The 17,149-nt window shown below is 29.9% G+C and carries 15 protein-coding genes and 1 riboswitch; of the genes, 1 reads left to right on the forward strand and 14 read right to left on the reverse strand.

Annotated elements, in window-relative coordinates; genetic code table 11:
• The 10 genes from WBG30_RS02485 to WBG30_RS02530 form a co-directional block, all read right to left on the reverse strand.
• Positions 1–1,025, reverse strand: a 1,025-nt coding sequence (locus tag WBG30_RS02485; protein ID WP_424503063.1) for a THUMP domain-containing class I SAM-dependent RNA methyltransferase, incomplete at its 3' end; no start/stop codon positions are given.
• A 396-nt stretch (positions 1,026–1,421) separates the two neighbouring features.
• Positions 1,422–2,387: a BMP family lipoprotein gene (locus WBG30_RS02490; RefSeq protein WP_424503064.1), complete on the reverse strand. Its 966-nt coding sequence runs from the start codon at positions 2,385–2,387 to the stop codon at positions 1,422–1,424.
• A gap of 138 nt (positions 2,388–2,525) precedes the next feature.
• Positions 2,526–4,049 (reverse strand): ATP-binding protein, encoded by a 1,524-nt coding sequence (locus tag WBG30_RS02495; RefSeq protein ID WP_424503065.1) that lies wholly within the window; start codon positions 4,047–4,049, stop codon positions 2,526–2,528.
• A 128-nt stretch (positions 4,050–4,177) separates the two neighbouring features.
• Complete coding sequence (locus tag WBG30_RS02500) at positions 4,178–4,858, reverse strand: response regulator transcription factor (RefSeq protein ID WP_424503066.1); 681 nt, start codon at positions 4,856–4,858, stop codon at positions 4,178–4,180.
• Positions 4,859–5,059: 201 nt separating this feature from the next.
• Positions 5,060–6,046, reverse strand: coding sequence for an NAD(P)-dependent oxidoreductase (locus WBG30_RS02505; RefSeq protein ID WP_424503067.1), 987 nt, complete (start codon positions 6,044–6,046; stop codon positions 5,060–5,062).
• A 202-nt stretch (positions 6,047–6,248) separates the two neighbouring features.
• Entirely contained in the window at positions 6,249–7,208 is a 960-nt protein-coding gene (ilvC, locus tag WBG30_RS02510) for a ketol-acid reductoisomerase (protein ID WP_424503068.1), read from the reverse strand.
• A gap of 75 nt (positions 7,209–7,283) precedes the next feature.
• Positions 7,284–7,769: an acetolactate synthase small subunit gene (ilvN, locus tag WBG30_RS02515; protein WP_424503069.1), complete on the reverse strand. Its 486-nt coding sequence runs from the start codon at positions 7,767–7,769 to the stop codon at positions 7,284–7,286.
• Positions 7,766–9,475 carry a biosynthetic-type acetolactate synthase large subunit gene (gene ilvB / locus WBG30_RS02520; protein WP_424503070.1) on the reverse strand — a complete coding sequence of 570 codons (1,710 nt, stop codon included), beginning with the start codon at positions 9,473–9,475 and terminating at the stop codon, positions 7,766–7,768. Before ilvB ends, ilvN begins: the two co-directional genes overlap by 4 nt.
• A 43-nt stretch (positions 9,476–9,518) precedes the next feature.
• Entirely contained in the window at positions 9,519–11,183 is a 1,665-nt protein-coding gene (ilvD, locus tag WBG30_RS02525) for a dihydroxy-acid dehydratase (RefSeq protein WP_424503071.1), read from the reverse strand.
• Between the two features lie 62 nt (positions 11,184–11,245).
• A complete protein-coding gene (locus tag WBG30_RS02530) occupies positions 11,246–12,163 on the reverse strand; it encodes a branched-chain amino acid transaminase (RefSeq protein ID WP_424503072.1) in 918 nt (305 codons plus the stop codon).
• 455 nt (positions 12,164–12,618) lie between these two features.
• Between WBG30_RS02530 and WBG30_RS02535 the strand changes: the two genes are divergently transcribed.
• A complete protein-coding gene (locus tag WBG30_RS02535; protein ID WP_424503073.1) occupies positions 12,619–13,014 on the forward strand; it encodes a hypothetical protein in 396 nt (131 codons plus the stop codon).
• A 73-nt stretch (positions 13,015–13,087) separates the two neighbouring features.
• On the opposite strand, the gene guaB is transcribed toward WBG30_RS02535, so the two are convergent.
• The 4 genes from guaB to WBG30_RS02555 all read right to left on the reverse strand — a co-directional run bounded on the left by guaB (position 13,088) and on the right by WBG30_RS02555 (position 17,059).
• Positions 13,088–14,545, reverse strand: a complete 1,458-nt coding sequence (gene guaB / locus WBG30_RS02540; protein ID WP_424503074.1) for an IMP dehydrogenase — start codon at positions 14,543–14,545, stop codon at positions 13,088–13,090.
• Between the two features lie 151 nt (positions 14,546–14,696).
• Positions 14,697–14,794: riboswitch (purine riboswitch) on the reverse strand.
• A gap of 177 nt (positions 14,795–14,971) precedes the next feature.
• On the reverse strand, positions 14,972–15,316 hold the full coding sequence (locus WBG30_RS02545; RefSeq protein WP_424503075.1) for a hypothetical protein: 345 nt from the start codon (positions 15,314–15,316) through the stop codon (positions 14,972–14,974).
• 100 nt (positions 15,317–15,416) lie between these two features.
• A complete protein-coding gene (locus WBG30_RS02550) occupies positions 15,417–16,286 on the reverse strand; it encodes a ParB/RepB/Spo0J family partition protein (protein ID WP_424503076.1) in 870 nt (289 codons plus the stop codon).
• The gene (locus tag WBG30_RS02555) at positions 16,286–17,059 is read right to left on the reverse strand and encodes a ParA family protein (protein WP_424503077.1); all 774 of its coding nucleotides are present in this window, start codon (positions 17,057–17,059) and stop codon (positions 16,286–16,288) included. The genes WBG30_RS02550 and WBG30_RS02555 overlap by 1 nt, the downstream gene beginning before the upstream one ends.
• Positions 17,060–17,149: the final 90 nt, after the last annotated feature.

Consider the following 17,149-nt stretch of genomic DNA (forward strand, 5'->3'; position numbering starts at 1 on the left):
GAAGTAATTACATAATAAGACCATTTTTTACATCTCATTCTACAAATATCTCCTAATGTTCTATATAACTTTTCAACTTGATCTAAATCCGATAAACGTTCTCCATAAGGAGGATTAGTTATCATAGATCCATATTCAGCCATAGACTCAAATTCTAACAGATGTTTTTCTTCAAATAATATATCATTTTCTACACCAGCTAATTTAGCATTTTCTATTGCAGTCTCAATAGTTTCACCATTTAAGTCTGAACCATAGATCCTAACTTCTTTTTCATAATCTTCATGAGTAAAAGCTTCATCTCTAGCATCTAACCAAAGTTGCTGATCAATAATATGCCAATCTTCAGAAGCAAACCGTCTATTTACCCCAGGAGCAATGTTTCTAGCAATCATGGCAGCTTCTATCAGAATAGTCCCTGTACCACACATAGGATCGACAAGAGGACGTTCTCCGCCGTTCCACTTAGATAATTTAACAAGAGCTGCTGCTAAAGTTTCTTTCATAGGAGCTTCATTTAAATGAGCTCTATATCCTCTTTTGTGTAAAGGTGCACCAGAAGTATCTATCATCATAACAAAAGTATCTTTATTTCCAATAATTTTTACTCTGTAAAGAGCTCCTTCTTCACTAAAATAATCATGTTGATACTGAATTTTTAGTTTTTCAACAATAGCTTTTTTAGCCATTCTTTGCATATCGGATTTTGAAAAAAGTTTACATTTAACAGAACTAACCCATGAAATTGGGAACTCTGCATTGATTGGTAAAACACTCATCCAATCTAGTTCCTTTACTTTTTCAAAATATTCATCCCAAGTAAAAGCCTTAAATTCTCCCATCTTTAGATAAACTCTGTCTGCCGTTCTAAGCCAGATGTTAGCCTTGATTATATCTTCTATGCCACCATCAAATTCAACCCTTCCGTTATGGGTAACAACATTTTTAAAACCTAAATCTTTTATCTCTTGTGCTAATATACTCTCTACTCCCATTGTAGAAGTAGCGATAAGTGTATACGTCATAATATATTCCTCCTAATTCATCACTTATAAATTATAATACTTTATATTTTAACATTATAATAAGGTTGATGCAAAAAATATATTTATTATTATCTAGGACTTTATATAATTTGCTGATAAATTAAAGTTTATAAAAATTATGATTATGATTAATTGGCTATAAACTAACATTATTCTTGTTATTTAGAAGGATTAGTTTATTATTTTAAATAAAAATATAATTAATAAGGGATTATAAGTTTATTGATAATTTTTATATAAATTATATTTTATAAGTGATGATATCTTTTAAAACTTCTTAAAGGAATCTTTTTCTTATCATCCCTTAATAAATATAATTAAAAAAATAAAGAGAGAATTTAATCTATGATTAAATTCTCTCTTTTATAAAATTTTTTATTCTGAAACTGTAATTTTTCCAGAGATAATATCTTTTTTCATCCTATCTAATTTAGCTAATTTTTTAGAACCAATAAGGTTTTTAGTATGGTTGAAATCAGTTAAAGAAACACCATTATCAGCTAATCCAGCTTGTCTGTAGCCGGCTTTAAATCTATCTTCACTTACTTCTTTAGTTAAATTATAAACAGCATTATCAATTCTAACTCTAACAGATGTTAAAATAGTTCCTGGGACTTCTCCATCTTGATCTATATCAGATCCGATAGCATAGATCTTATTTTCTTTAGCTGCTTGAAAAACTCCTTGTCCAGTACCTTCAGCAACTTGTAAAATAACGTCAGTTCCTCTAGATATCATAAGGTTAGAGATATTTTTCCCTGTAACAGGGTCATTAAAAGGATTACTACTAGTTGTAGGCATATAAGATGTAATAACCATAACATCTGAATCTACATATTTTGCACCTTGTGTAAAGCCATGTTTAAACCTATTAAAAGATTTATTATCCATTCCTAGTAATACACCAATTTTATTGCTCTTACTCATCATAGTAGCCAATGCCCCTGCTAAAAAACTCATCTCTTGTTCAGCAAAATCAATAGTAACAGTATTAGGGACAGCAATGGTACCTCCTACAATAGCATATTTTTGATTTGGAAATTCAGTGGCTACTTTTTTTATAGATTCAGCTACAACACTTCCCATTCCAATGACTAAATCAAAGTTTTCTTCCCTAGAAAAATCTCTTAAAAAGACTAAATCTTCTGTGATATTAGAAGGTTCTACATATTTAAAAGTAATAAGACCTTCATCTTCCGCTTTTTTTAAACCATCATAAGCCATTTGGTTAAATCCTGTACCTAATCCTCCACTAGAAAGGACTACTCCTACATTGATTTTATCCTTACTATAAGCAGCTAAACTTAATAATAGGAAAATTAACATAAATAATTTTTTCATTTTATTCCTCCGTATTTTGTTTTCTAAACTTTTTATTGTGATAGTAGTATGATACTTTTATCATAAGATTAGTTCAATCAAAAAAATGTAAAGTGTATGGGTACACTTTACATTTTTTAATTATATAGGAAATTATATTTATTTTATCATAGTAAAGGTAAATAAAGTCCCGTTTTTATTTGATTTAACGTCTATATCCCCTCCACAGAGATGAACTAACTCATAAACTATAGAAAGCCCAAGTCCTGTACCAGCTACATTACTAGTTCTTGCTTTATCAACTCTGTAGAATCTATCAAATATTTTATATGTATCTGATTTATTCATCCCAATACCATTATCTTTTACAGAAATTTTATATTTATCAAATTTTTCTTCCATGGTAACTTTTATTTTAGGATTATTAGCATTATAAATAATCGCATTCTCTATAAGATTTTTTAATATCATGGTGGTTTTTTCAAAATCTATCCTAATATATTCAGTTTGCAGGTCTAGTTTATAGGATAGTTCAACTTTTTTTGATTCGATTTGATTTTCAAGGGATTTATTGATCTCATCTTTTAAAAAGTTCACATGAATAGGAGCTAAGTTTATGACTTTACTACTCTCTATCTTAGATAAATTTAAAAAATCCATCAAAATATTATCTAATTTTCCAGCATTTCTTTCAATGGTATTAATAAACTTATCTCTTTTATGGTAATCTTCTTCCTCTCTTAAAGCAACTAAATATCCCATGATATTTGTGAGAGGAGTTTTTAATTCGTGTCCTACATTAGTAATAAAGTTCTTTTGTACCTCTAAGGTTTCCCTGTTTCTCGTGATATCTTTTATTGTAAAAAGATATTCTTTTCGAGATGCCATATATTTTCCCCGAAGTAATATATATTTTTGAATATCATCTAAAAATATTTCAGAAATATCATTTTCTTTTTTTGATATTAAACAATCTATAAATTTAATAATTTCTGGATATCTAATATCTTTTTTATAATTATTAATATCTTCTTTTGTATAAATAAAATTAATGGCATCATTTTTTAATTTAATTTTTTTATCTGTGTCTATTAGAAGAATCCCCATATCTACAGATGAGATGATATTATTTAATTTAATTTTTTCTAATTTTAATTTTTCTATATTTTTAAGGTTGTTATCTTGCCATTCTTTAATAACTTCCCAAAATTTAAATAGCCATTTATCATCCTTTGTGACTACTTCTTTTATTTCATTTCCATCTTCTAGCATCTTTTTTATTTGGTCTATTCTGTCAAAAAGATAGCGTTTTAAATAAAAACGATAACTTATAAATGCAAATAAATTTAAGAGAGAAAATAGGATAATATGTATATAAGTACTGATTTTTATATGTTTAAGAGCATTATTAGAAATTATAGAAACTCGAATAATTTGGGATGAATTTAACTTCAGAGCAAAATAGATCATTTCTTTTTTAGTGGTATCACTTTTTCGTGTAGAGAGGCCTTCATTATTTTTTAATGCACTTAAAATTTCAGGTCGATTATGATGATTAGCGATAGAATCAATAGATTTATCTTCCATACTATCAAATAAAACTTTTCCATCTAAATCTATAATTGTAAATCTTTTTTGTGTTTTTTTGAATAGATCCCCATAGTTTTCAGATGGATTTTGCAAAATAATATTTTTGATTAAATAAGCATCATTTCTAAGGGAGTTTTCTATATTTTTTATGCTGATTTCAGATAATTTATCGGTATTCCACCTGACATAAAAAACCTCTACCAGTAGGATAAAAATTATTATTATAAAATCTTTTCTTCTAATTTGTACCCAACCCCCTTGATCGTTTTAATATCTTTTGAAATACTCTTTACCTTATCTCTTATTTTAGAAATATACATATCTACAGTACGATCACCTGTATAATAGTTACTTTGCCACACTTTATCTAATATTTTATCTCTAGTTAATACTAATCCTTTATTTTTTATAAGAAGGAGTAAAAGATCATATTCTTTTTTGGACATGGGAATTTCATTTTGATCTTCTAAAATCAAGTGTTTATCAGTATCGATAGTTATATTTTTAAATATATATTTTTGGGTACTGATTTTTGTTTCACGGTTTAGAAGTTTTTTAACTCGTAAAACTAATTCTCTAGGGTCAAAAGGTTTTTTCATATAATCATCTGCTCCTACTTCGAGACCTGATAATACATCCTCTATATCAGTTTTAGCTGTAAGCATGATGATCTTAGGGTTACCGTATTTATCTTCTGATTTTTTTATCATTTGAGCCATACTTTTCCCATCCAAATGGGGAAGCATAAGATCTAGTATAATAATATGAGGATGATAAGTTTTAGCTAATTTTAATCCAACCATTCCATCACCAGCCTCAAGAACTTCGTATCCCTCTTTCTCCATAAAAAAACTAATTAATTCTCTGATATCTACGTCGTCTTCTACAATCAATACTTTCAATCAATAATCACCTCATCCCTTATTATTTATAAAATTATATTCTATAACTTAGAATACAATTTTTTTTGTTCTATTTCAAACTTTTTCTTGTTTGTTTACATTAGATTTACATTGTAAAAGTTATAAAGAAAGAGGTTATAACTTATAAGTGATGGTAATCTTTTATATAATCACCTAAAATTAGAACTACATATTAAAATTTTAATTTATAGAATTACTAGGATCTCCTGTAGAAGAGAATTCAATTAAATTTTTGAGAGAAACTTCTACCGTATCTGAAACAGCTTGATCTGTAAAAAAGGCTTGATGGGGAGTTATTTGAACATTTGGCATATTTTTTAAGATAACCAAGTCATCATTATCAATTTGTTTTCTAGAGCAGTCTTTAAATATAATGCCATCTTCTCCCTCTATAACGTCTAAAGCAGCTCCTCCAACCTTACCTGACTTCAACCTCGTCACAAGATCTTTAGTATTAATAAGCCCTCCTCTAGCAGTATTAATTATTAACACTCCGTCTTTTACAGAAGATAAAAATTTTGAATCTACCATATGTTTATTTTGATCAGTCATAGGAATGTGTAGAGTTATTATATCTGATTTTTCTTTTAAAACATTTAAACTAACATATTCTATATTATCTAAGTCAGATGGAAAGGGATCAAAAGCAATAATTTTAGAACCAAAACCACTCAAACATTTAATTACTGTTTTCCCAATTTTACCTGTTCCTACAACACCTATAATTTGATTTTGTAATTCTTTTCCCTTTATACCTTCTAGGGAAAAATCATTAATTCCAACTTTTTTTATTGTTAGAGGAAGACGTCTGAGTAAATTCAGCATAGACATCACAGTAAATTCCGCGATAGAATAAGGGGAATAATAAGAGTTAGTCACTTTGATATTAAGTTTGGTTGCCATATTTAAATCTACATTATCATAACCAATACTTCTACTAGCTATACATTTGATCCCATTTGTTTTAAGTATTTTCAAATTCTCTTTTTCTAAATTACAGGTTGAGATAAATGAGATAAGTTCATATCCTAAAGTTTCATCTAAATTTGAACTAGATAATGGCTTCTTTATTGTTTTTAAATCTATGTTATAGAAATTAGCAAACCTATTAAAAGCTTCTAACTCATCATCTCGTACTGAGAAGGCCACTACTTTTATTTTTTTCAATTTTTTCCTCCTTTTGAACTGATTCAATTTGTTAATTTAAAAATTTTTTATTAAAATTAAAATTAGACCATGTAAATTTATTATATAATTTTAATTAATTTATGTATAGATATAAAGATATAGAATATTTAGAAAAATAATGAACTAAAAAAAGTAGAAGTTTTCTTCTTCTACTTTAATTATATTGCTTAAATTATATTACTTATTTTTTAAAAACCATTGCTCTCATTTTAGATCCAACTGCTTCAATTTTAGAATCAGAATATTTAGCTCTTTCTTCATTCATGAATTTATATCCATTTTCTGTTTCGGCTATAAATTTATTTGCAAATTGACCATTTTGAATATCTCCTAAAATGTCTTTCATAACTTCACGAGTTTTTTCTGTAATAATTTTTTTACCAGTAACATAATCTCCATATTCAGCAGTATTTGATATAGAATCTCTCATTTTAGCAAATCCTTTTTCATATACCATATCGATTATTAATTTCATTTCATGGACACATTCAAAATATGCCACTTCTGGGTTATATCCAGCTTCTACTAGAGTATCGAATCCAGCTTGCATAAGTTCTGTAACTCCACCACAAAGTACGGCTTGCTCACCAAATAGATCTGTTTCTGTTTCTTCTTTAAAGGTGGTTTTTATTATACCAACATTTCTTCCTATTCCGTTAGCCCATGCATTAGCAACTTTTTGAGTATCTCCACTTTGATCCTGATATACCGCTGTTAAACAAGGAACTCCATGTCCTTTTTCAAATATTTCTCTGACCATATGTCCTGGCCCTTTAGGAGCTACCATAAATACATTTATACCTTTTTTAGGTATAATTCTTTCATAATGAATATTAAATCCATGTGCAAATCCTAAATAAGCTCCTTCTTTTAAATTTTCTTCAATTTCAGATTTATATAATTCTGGTTGAGATTCGTCTGGAGCTAAGATCATTATTACATCAGCGCCTTTTACTGCTTCGCCTATTGTTGCTACTTTTACACCACTATTTTCAGCCTTTTCCCATGACTTTGATCCTTTTCTAAGACCTACAGTTACATCCATTCCTAAATCATGAAGATTTAATGCATGTGCATGTCCCTGACTCCCATATCCTACTACTGTTAATTTTTTTCCCTCTAAAAATTTTAGTTCTTTCACCTTTGATACCTCCGAGTATAATTTTTATTTAATGAATTTCCATAATGGTTAATTCTTTAAAACTAAGTTTTTGTACTACTGTGTTTCTCCTCTATGCATAGCTGTTATTCCAGTTCTTGAGATTTCTAAAACCTCAAATTTTTGGACTAATTTTAAAAAACCATCGATCTTGTCTAGATCTCCAATTAATTCTATAATTAATGATTCATGGGAAATATCAATAACTTTCCCTTTAAATATTTCAGCAACTTCAATAACTTCTCTACGACTTTTAAAATCAGTTTTTATTTTGACTAAAATTAATTCCCTTTTGATGGTTTTTGCTTTGTCAAAAATCTGTACTTCTACTACATCAATAAGTTTTCCAACTTGTTTTTTTATCTGTTCTATAATCTTTTTATTTCCTATAACTGAGATGGTCATTCTAAAAAAACCATCTCTTTCACTGACACCAGAAGTAATTCCATTGATGTTAAAACCCCTTTTAGAAAACAGTCCAGAAATTTTAGATAATACTCCTGGGATATCTTTCATAATTAGTAAAACTTGGTATTCTCTCATCTGTCCTCCTTTGATAAAATCATCTCATGTACAGATTTTCCCGATGGGATCATAGGAAATATATTTTCTTCCTTTGTAACAACGGCATCTATCAATACTGGTTTATTCATTTCAAAAGCTTTCTTTAGAAGATCATCGAGAAGGGATGGGTCTTCTACTCTATATGAGTCTATTCTATAAGCTTTTCCTAAAGTTACAAAATCAGGATTAACTTCTAGGTTAACAAATGAATATCTTTTGTTATTAAACATCTCTTGCCATTGTCTAACCATCCCAAGGAATGAATTATTTACGATGATTATTTTAATATCCAAATTATATTGTGAGATAGTCATAAGTTCTTGGGAATTCATCTGAAATCCACCATCTCCTACAATAGCAACAACTTCTCTATCTGGATTTGCTAATTTAGCTCCTATGGCAGCAGGTAATCCAAATCCCATGGTTCCTGCTCCTCCAGAAGTGACAATACTATTAGCTTTATTAAATTCATAATATTGTGCTGTCCACATTTGATGTTGTCCGACATCTGTACAAATAATGGCTTCCCCTTTAGTTACTTGACTTATTTTAGAGATTAGATGTTGAGGGCTAATCTCAGTTTTAGAAAACTCTTTTGAGAGAGGAAATTTATTTTTTAACTCTGTGATTCTTTTCATCCACTGAGGATTTTGTTTTTCATAGACAGATTCTAAAAGTTTTTTTAATACACAATTTAAATCTCCTACAATATGTAAGTCAGCTTCTTTTATTTTATTTATTTCAGCTTCATCAATATCTATATGTATAATTTTTGCATTTTCACAAAATTGTTTAACATTTCCAGTGACTCTATCGTCAAATCTCATTCCTAAAGCTATCACTAGGTCAGCTTCATCTACAGCATAATTGGCATATGCAGTTCCATGCATTCCTAACATATGAAGGTTATGTACATCATTATGTGGAAGAGTTCCTAATCCCAATAATGTAGAAGTCATTGGAATATCAAATTTTTTAATGACTTTTTTTAATGTATCCTCTGCTTTTGATTTAACAATACCAATACCTGAAAGGATAATAGGTCTTTTACTATTTTTAATCATATCTATAAAGAGATCTATAGATTTAGTTTCTGGATTATCGTATAGATGATGATATGTAGAAGTTGGTTTATTTTTCTCTTTATAAAGTTGTTCAAATTTGTCATAAGGCATCTCTTCTAGTTGAATATTTTTAGGAATATCTACTAATACAGGTCCAGGTCTTCCTATATTCGTAAGATAAATAGCTTCCTTTAATATTCTAGGTAGATCTTCAAGTGTTCTCACAAGATAAGAATGTTTAGTTATAGGAAGTGAAATTCCTGTAATATCTGATTCTTGAAAAGCATCGCTACCTAGTTTTGTACTAGGAACCTGCCCTGTAATAACTAATAAAGGAGTTGAATCCATATAAGCTGTCATTATTCCAGTAACTGTATTAGTAGCACCAGGTCCTGAAGTAGCTATTGAAACACCTGTTTTTTTACTTATTCTGGCATACCCGTCTGCTGCATGGGTAGCTCCTTGTTCATGTCTTGTAAAAATATGTTTTATTTTATTTTTATAGTCATAGAGTGCATCATAGAGAGGAATAACTGCTCCACCAGGATAACCAAAGACTGTATTTAAATTATGCCTATATAAAATTTCTAAAATTATTTTAGCTCCATTAATATGTTTCATTAAAATACTCCTTTCTTAGCAATATTTGTTGTTATAAATTAAATTAATAATTTTTTAAAACAATAGCACCTTTACTTGCTGAACTAACAATTTTTTGATATCTTCTAAGATAACTACTTTCTACCTTTTTTACTAATGGCTTAAAGCTTTTTCTTCTGTGATCTAGTTCGCTATCACTTACTTTTAAAGAGATAGATCTATTAGGAATGTTGATCTCTACAAGATCGCCTTCCTTTATAAGACCAATAACTCCTCCATCTGCTGCTTCTGGAGATACATGGCCAATAGCTGCTCCACGACTGGCTCCTGAAAATCTACCATCCGTAATAAGAGCACAATATTTATCTAATCCCATTCCAGCTAGTGTGGCAGTAGGAGCTAACATCTCCCTCATTCCTGGTCCTCCTTTTGGACCTTCGTATCTGATGACGATTACATCACCTTTTTTTATTTGACCACCTAAAATAGCTTTTACTGAATCTTCTTCATTTTCAAAGACTCTAGCAGGACCACAATGATCACTCATCGTTTTATCAACTGCACCAGCTTTTACTATGGCTCCATCTATGGCTAAATTTCCATATAGAGTAGCTAATCCACCATTTTTATAATATGCATTCTCAAAATTTCTAATAACATTTTTATCTAATACTTTACTAGCTTTAGCTACTTCTAGTTGAGATTTTAACATTACAGTAGAAGCTTCTTTTAAACAATTATTTTGATCTAAAACATTCATAACAGCAGAAACCCCTCCTGCCATTTGTAGGTCTTCTATAAAATGTTCTCCTGAAGGAGATAATTTACATATCTGTACAACTTCCTTTGAAACATCATCAAATTCTTTTAAAGTTAATTCTATTCCACATTCATTGGCAATAGCAGGAAGATGTAAACTTGAATTTGTAGATCCTCCAAGAGCCATATCAACAGCTATAGCATTATAAAAAGCGTCTTTCGTCATTATATCTTTGGGTTTTAAATCAGCTTCTAATAATTTTAAAACTTGCATACCAGCAGTTTTAGCTAGTCTGATTCTCTCTGAAAATACAGCTGGAATGGTTCCATTACCAGGTAAAGCCATTCCAAGAGCTTCTGTAAGGCAATTCATTGTGTTTGCAGTGTACATACCAGAGCATGATCCACATGTTGGACAAGCGGCATTTTCAGCCTCTGTTAAGTCTTCACAGCTCATAGTTCCGTTTTCGTGTTCGCCTACATATTCAAATACATTACTTAAACCAATTTTTTTACCTTTAAATATACCGGCCAACATAGGACCTCCACTGATAAAAATAGAAGGAATATTTAATCTGGCTGCTGCCATGAGCATTCCGGGAACTACTTTATCACAGTTTGGAATAAATATCATTGCATCAAAGGGCATAGCCATGGCACTTATCTCGGCAGAATCAGCTATAATTTCTCTACTAGGAAGGGAAAAGCTCATTCCATTATGATTCATAGCCAAACCATCACAAACAGCTATGGTGCTAAATTCTAAAGGTACTCCTCCAGCTAATCTAACTCCAGTTTTAACTGCATCAATTATTTGATTTAGATGTGTGTGTCCTGGAACTATTTCATTATAAGAACCAGCTATTCCAATAATTGGTCTTTTAATTTCCTCATCTATAAGCCCTAGAGCTTTTAATAGAGATCTATGGGGAGCTCTTTGGCTCCCTTTTTTTAATTCATCACTTCTCATAGTCAGTCTCCTAATTTTATTATTATTATTATTATTATTATCTATATGTAATATTATGTTGCTTATTTTATATAAGTTAACCAAGAATTATACTGAGGTTTTTTTCCTTCTGTCATTTCAAAGAATGCTTTTTGTATTTTTTCTGTAATAGGACCTCTCTTCCCAATTCCAACTTTAATTTTGTCAACACTAGCTATTGGTGTTATCTCAGCAGCAGTACCAGAAAAAAACATCTCGTCAGCTGTGTATAGTGATTCTCTAGAAATTGTTTCTTCCAGAACTTCATAACCTAGATCACGAGCTATTGTTATTACGGAATCACGGGTAATACCAATAAGTGCAGATGATCCTGATTGAGGAGAGTATATCTTTCCATTAGAGATTAAAAATAAATTTTCTCCACTTCCTTCACTAACATTCCCTGAGTAGTCTAGTGCTATTCCTTCATCATAACCGTTTTCTAATGCTTCCATTTTTATAAGCTGAGAACTCAAGTAGTTTCCACCAGCTTTAGCAGCAGTAGGCATAGTATTAGGAGCTAATCTTCTCCAAGAAGATACACAAACGTCAACTCCTTTAGTAAGGGCTTCTTCTCCTAGATATGCGCCCCATTCCCAAGCAGCTACCATAGTATCAACGGGACAACTAGATGGATTTACACCTAAAGTTTGATAACCTCTGTATACCAATGGTCTGATATAAGCACTTTTAATACCGTTTATTTTGATGGTATCAAATATAGCTTTTTTCATCTCTTCTTTAGAATATGGAACCTCAGTTCTATAGATCTTACAAGAATTATATAGTCTATCAATATGCTCATCTAATCTAAATATAGCTGTTCCTTCCTCTGTTTTATAAGCTCTTATTCCTTCGAAAAAACTTGATCCATAATGCATTACATGTGATAAAACGTGAACTTTAGCATTGTCATGATCTACCATCTCACCGTTCATCCATATTTTTTTAGTATCTATCATATCTATTCCCTCCTAAATTGATTATTTTTTTATAAAAAAAGAAGCAACTAATAATATTTTAGTTGCTCCTATACTACTCTTCCCTAGGTAATTAATTAATTTTGTTAAAAAACTATTGTTTTAAAAAAAACTATACGGAATTTGTACTATAAAGATCGCAACTAATATTATTGACTATATTTATAATTATGATTATAATTATGCTTATAATTATGACAATAGAAATATTAATTATTGATCTCATATTTTGAACCCCCATTTTTGTTTTTTTTATTGATACAACAATAACATTTATATAAATAGATGTCAAATTTTTATTTGTTTATTTATTATTGTATTGTTTTTTTAGTTAATAACTGTTCAAATGGGAATAAAATATGAACAGTATTGAATATATATAATTTATAGAAAAATTTATGATAAAATAAGAAAAAGAATAAATTATGGAGGAAATAATGGGAAAAAACAATTATGAAAACTTAAAGATCGAATTAAAAAAACTTTGGAATGAGGAAAGAGCTAATAATTTTTTTAATGAAATAGTAGAGAAGATAGATGAAGATCAAATGGAATGTCTATCAAAGATGATCATCTATATAGCTGAGAAAACACCTGATCTAGATGAGATTAAATTAAGAGAGATAGTGGGTAACCTCGATACTTTTGACGGACCTTTGGAATTTTTAGAGTATTTCTTTAAGATGACCCAGCCAGATCTAGTAGAAAGTACTATGGAAAATTTAAAAGCAGATCCTGAAGAGGTTATAGATATGTTAGAATCTATCGAAGACCAAGGGATTATTGAATATCTAGTAGAATTTGGATCGTTTTATGTGTGGTATAAAGGGTAATAGGTTGTTTAGTCGACTATTAATATTAAAGGGGATACCAATCGGTATCCCCTTTATTTTGACTATTCTATTCTTATGTTGTGTAGTTAGGAGCTTCTTTTGTAATATTTATATCGTGAGGATGAGATTCTTTTAATCCTGATCCTGTGATTTTTACAAATTTTCCATCTCTTTTTAAAACTTCTATTGTAGGAGTACCACAATATCCCATACCGGCTCTGATTCCTCCAGAAAGTTGGAAGATAACGTCAGCTAAAGATCCTTTATAAGCTACTCTTCCTTCGATTCCTTCAGGAACTAATTTTTTAGCTTTCCCTTGAAAGTATCTATCACCAGATCCTCTTTTCATAGCAGCCATAGATCCCATACCTACATATACCTTAAATTTTCTACCATTAAAGATAACTTCTTCCCCTGGGGCTTCTTCAGTACCAGCGAGGAGTCCCCCTACCATAACACAGTCTGCACCAGCAGCGAGAGCTTTAACAATATCTCCAGATAATTTTATTCCACCATCGGCGATAACTCCTACTTCTAAGTTTTTACAAACTTCGTAGACATCATTAACAGCAGTGAGTTGAGGAACTCCTACCCCTGCTACAACACGAGTAGTACAGATAGAACCGGGTCCTACCCCTACTTTTACAGCAGTAGCCCCGGCTTCTACTAGATCAATAGCAGCTTGGGCTGTTACTATATTTCCTCCTATGATATCTAACTCAGGGAATTCATCTCTTATAGTTTTTATCATATTAAGTACACCTTGAGAGTGGCCATGAGCTGAATCTACAGTGATTATATCAACACCAGCGTTTACTAATGCAGAGACTCTTTCTATAGTGTCTGCTCCAATTCCAACAGCTCCTCCGACTCTTAATCTACCTTTTATATCCTTGCAGGCATTTGGGTATTCTTCCAAATTATCTATATCTTTTATAGTAATAAGTCCTTTTAATTTATTATCTTTATCTACGATAGGTAATTTTTCAATTCTATTTTCAAGTAAAATTTCTTTGGCTTCATCTAAAGTCGTTCCAATAGAGGCTGTAATAAGATTTTCACAGGTCATGATCTCTACTACTTTTTGGCTCAAATCTTTTCTATATTTCAAGTCTCTATTTGTGATTATTCCGACTAATGTACCATCATCTTCTACGACAGGTAATCCAGAAACTCTGTAGGTAGCCATAATCTTGTCTGCATCAGCTAAGATAGAATTTCTATGTAAGATGATAGGATTTGTAATCATACCGGATTCATTTCTTTTAACCTTATCTATTTCAGCAGCTTGATCTTCGATAGACATGTTTTTATGGATAAATCCTAAACCTCCTTGACGTGCCATGGAAATTGCCATCTTAGACTCCGTAACAGTATCCATAGCAGCACTCAAAAATGGGATATTTAGTGTAATTTTTTTAGTTAATTTTGTCTGTAATGACACTTCGTGTGGTAAGACATTTGATTTTTGTGGTACCAATAAGACATCGTCAAAGGTAATAGCCTCTTTGATTATTTTTCCGTTTAACATAAAGTTAACCTCCTAAATTATATTGAAATTAAAATGATAAAAAGCTAAATTGTTATGATCATAGTGTTTTTTTAATTACATCTAAAAAAAGGTATAAAAAAAAGGCCACAGTCCACCTTCTACAAAAACTATGTGTGAAGAGTATAGACTCTTGCCTTTACTTTTCACTCATAGAGGTTAATTTTAGGTTAACCGTAGAGACACTAGACCATATTACTAGCTTATATGAGTTATTGATTATTGTTATAAATTTCAATAATCATAACATAAATATAATATTATTGTCAATACTAAAAACATATAAAAGTGATAAAAACGTAAGAAAGCGTCTAATAATTTTAGGATAAAATAGATAAAAATTTAATAAAAAAAGGACAACTCAAGTAAAAAAAATACTTATGAGTCGCCTTGATTTTAAAATATATTTTATTTGTTTAGTAAACTTTCAATATTAATATCTGTGTTAAAATCCATATCATAGATTTTAAACTTAAAAAATCCATTGTTATCACATGGGATATCATATTTAGGCATTATTTTTTCATAGATATAATCATAGATTATAACTATAGTCCCGTTATTTTTCTTTTCATCTAAAACATTTTTTAATCCGACTACTCTTTTAGGATTTATTCCCAAAACATTTTTTAGAAGATTTAGTTTTTCTTTTTCATCAAAAAGGGTGTTCAAAACCTTTTGCAATGTAGGAGATATTTTTATTGCAAAAAGAGGTTTAATGGGATCTCTAGGTATAAATTTTATTGTATTCATCTAATCACCTACTTTTATTTAATTATTTATAAACTTAATTATGAAAAATTAAATATATAGATAATTAATTTATATTTAATTGGGTGTAGCATCATTTCACTTATTTTATAAAAGTATAATCTTCTTTTTCCATCATATCTTTAATTTTTTCAAAATACTCTTTAACTTCCTGAGGAACTTTTTTCTTTACAGAAAAATTAAATCCCTTGGTAGTATATTTTATAGATATTTTTTTTGGTTTTTCCGAAATATTTAGAGTTTTTAATAGATCTCTCAATTCATCTCTATTAAAATCTTTGTATTCTTTTATAATATCCGATGTAGTTTTCTCTGAGTTTAGTTTAGTGATAATTTTATTTAATAATTCAGCTTTGTCTGCTCCTAAAATCTCTATAATTTCTCTTATTTCCATAGGATAGTTAATAGCATTTTTTATCCTATAATAAGTTTTTTTACTGATATTATATCCAGTGATTATATCTTCAATAGATTTATCTTTTCTGGCAGCTTCTTTATTAAATTTATAAGATTGTTCTAGTAAAGTTAAATTTTTTCTCTTTAAATTTTCATCGATTGAGATACTATCTAAAAGACTATACGGAGTATTTTTGTCAAAGATAACTACTCTATCCTTGGCCTTAACTTCTTTTTCCTCTCGATAGAGTTCTTTTATAGCACTGGCTCTTCTAAGTCCACTGATAATTCTAAATTTCCCCTCTTCTTTTTCTTGTAGATATATTATATTTAGGAGTCCTATAGAACTAATACTTTCCTTTAGTTCCTTTAGCTCAGAATCATCCATAGAAAGTCTATTAATAAAAGTCAAATCTGAAAAATCAATTTGGTCTAAAAGTTCGTGACGCATATGAACCATTCTTCCATATTGTTTTACTATTTTTTCTTTTGGAAGATCTATCGTTTCTTTTTTAGGTCCCCTATTAAGTAAAGGGTTATTTCCTAATCTACTCATTAATTCTCCTCCCTTTCAACGATTTCAATACAAAGACTTTTATAATCTTTGGATCCATTACTTCTAGGAGCATAATCAAAGATACTGAGTCCATGGGAAGATGCTTCTGCTACTTTTACATTTCTTCGGATTAAAGTTTTAAACATATTATCACCGAAGAATTCTTTTAACTGCCCAATAACTTCAATATGAAGCTTTGATCTAGAATCTACCATGGTAGCAAAAATCCCACCGATTCTAAGATCATCATTCATTCTTTGAGTTACGACATCTATAGTATCCATAAGTTCTACGATTCCTTCTAGTGCATAAAATTCTGTCTGAACTGGAATATATACCTCGTGAGATGCCATAAGAGCATTGAATGTAAGGGTATCTAAACTAGGAGGACAGTCGATAAGAACATAGTCATATCCATACACATCTTTTAAAATTTCTTTGAGTAAACTTTCTTTTCCAGGAACTCCTCCTAATTCTAGATTGACTTTTGACATTTTTATATTAGTTGGAAGAATATCGGCAAATGAAGTTTTGATAGCAATATCTTTAAAATTTAATTTACTAGCTCCAAAAGACTTAGATTTTAGGAGATCGTATACTGTATAATCTAAATTTCTTTTGTCTAGACCAAAACCAGAGGTTAAGTTTCCCTGTGGATCAAAGTCAATAGCTAAAACTTTTTTTCCTAGAGCATGTAAGCCTGCGGCTATATTTTGTGTTGATGTAGTCTTAGCTACTCCACCTTTTTGATTTAAAATTGAAATTATCTTCATTTCCCCACCTTCCATATATTTTATTTATTTGAATTATTTAAGTAAACTTTTTATTGTAGTTAACGCCTTTAAAATAACAGACTTTTCCAC

The organism is Psychrilyobacter sp. (assembly GCF_049671765.1).
Taxonomy (GTDB): domain Bacteria; phylum Fusobacteriota; class Fusobacteriia; order Fusobacteriales; family Fusobacteriaceae; genus Psychrilyobacter.

Coding starts and splice junctions, on each gene's coding strand:
- WBG30_RS02550 (WP_424503076.1), bottom strand. CDS start 16,286: ATGAGTAGATTAGGAAATAACCCTTTACTTAATAGGGGACCTAAAAAA.
- WBG30_RS02545 (WP_424503075.1), bottom strand. CDS start 15,316: ATGAATACAATAAAATTTATACCTAGAGATCCCATTAAACCTCTTTTT.
- guaB (WP_424503074.1), bottom strand. CDS start 14,545: ATGTTAAACGGAAAAATAATCAAAGAGGCTATTACCTTTGACGATGTC.
- WBG30_RS02490 (WP_424503064.1), bottom strand. CDS start 2,387: ATGAAAAAATTATTTATGTTAATTTTCCTATTATTAAGTTTAGCTGCT.
- ilvD (WP_424503071.1), bottom strand. CDS start 11,183: ATGAGAAGTGATGAATTAAAAAAAGGGAGCCAAAGAGCTCCCCATAGA.
- ilvB (WP_424503070.1), bottom strand. CDS start 9,475: ATGAAACATATTAATGGAGCTAAAATAATTTTAGAAATTTTATATAGG.
- WBG30_RS02530 (WP_424503072.1), bottom strand. CDS start 12,163: ATGATAGATACTAAAAAAATATGGATGAACGGTGAGATGGTAGATCAT.
- ilvN (WP_424503069.1), bottom strand. CDS start 7,769: ATGAGAGAATACCAAGTTTTACTAATTATGAAAGATATCCCAGGAGTA.
- WBG30_RS02555 (WP_424503077.1), bottom strand. CDS start 17,059: ATGAAGATAATTTCAATTTTAAATCAAAAAGGTGGAGTAGCTAAGACT.
- WBG30_RS02535 (WP_424503073.1), top strand. CDS start 12,619: ATGGGAAAAAACAATTATGAAAACTTAAAGATCGAATTAAAAAAACTT.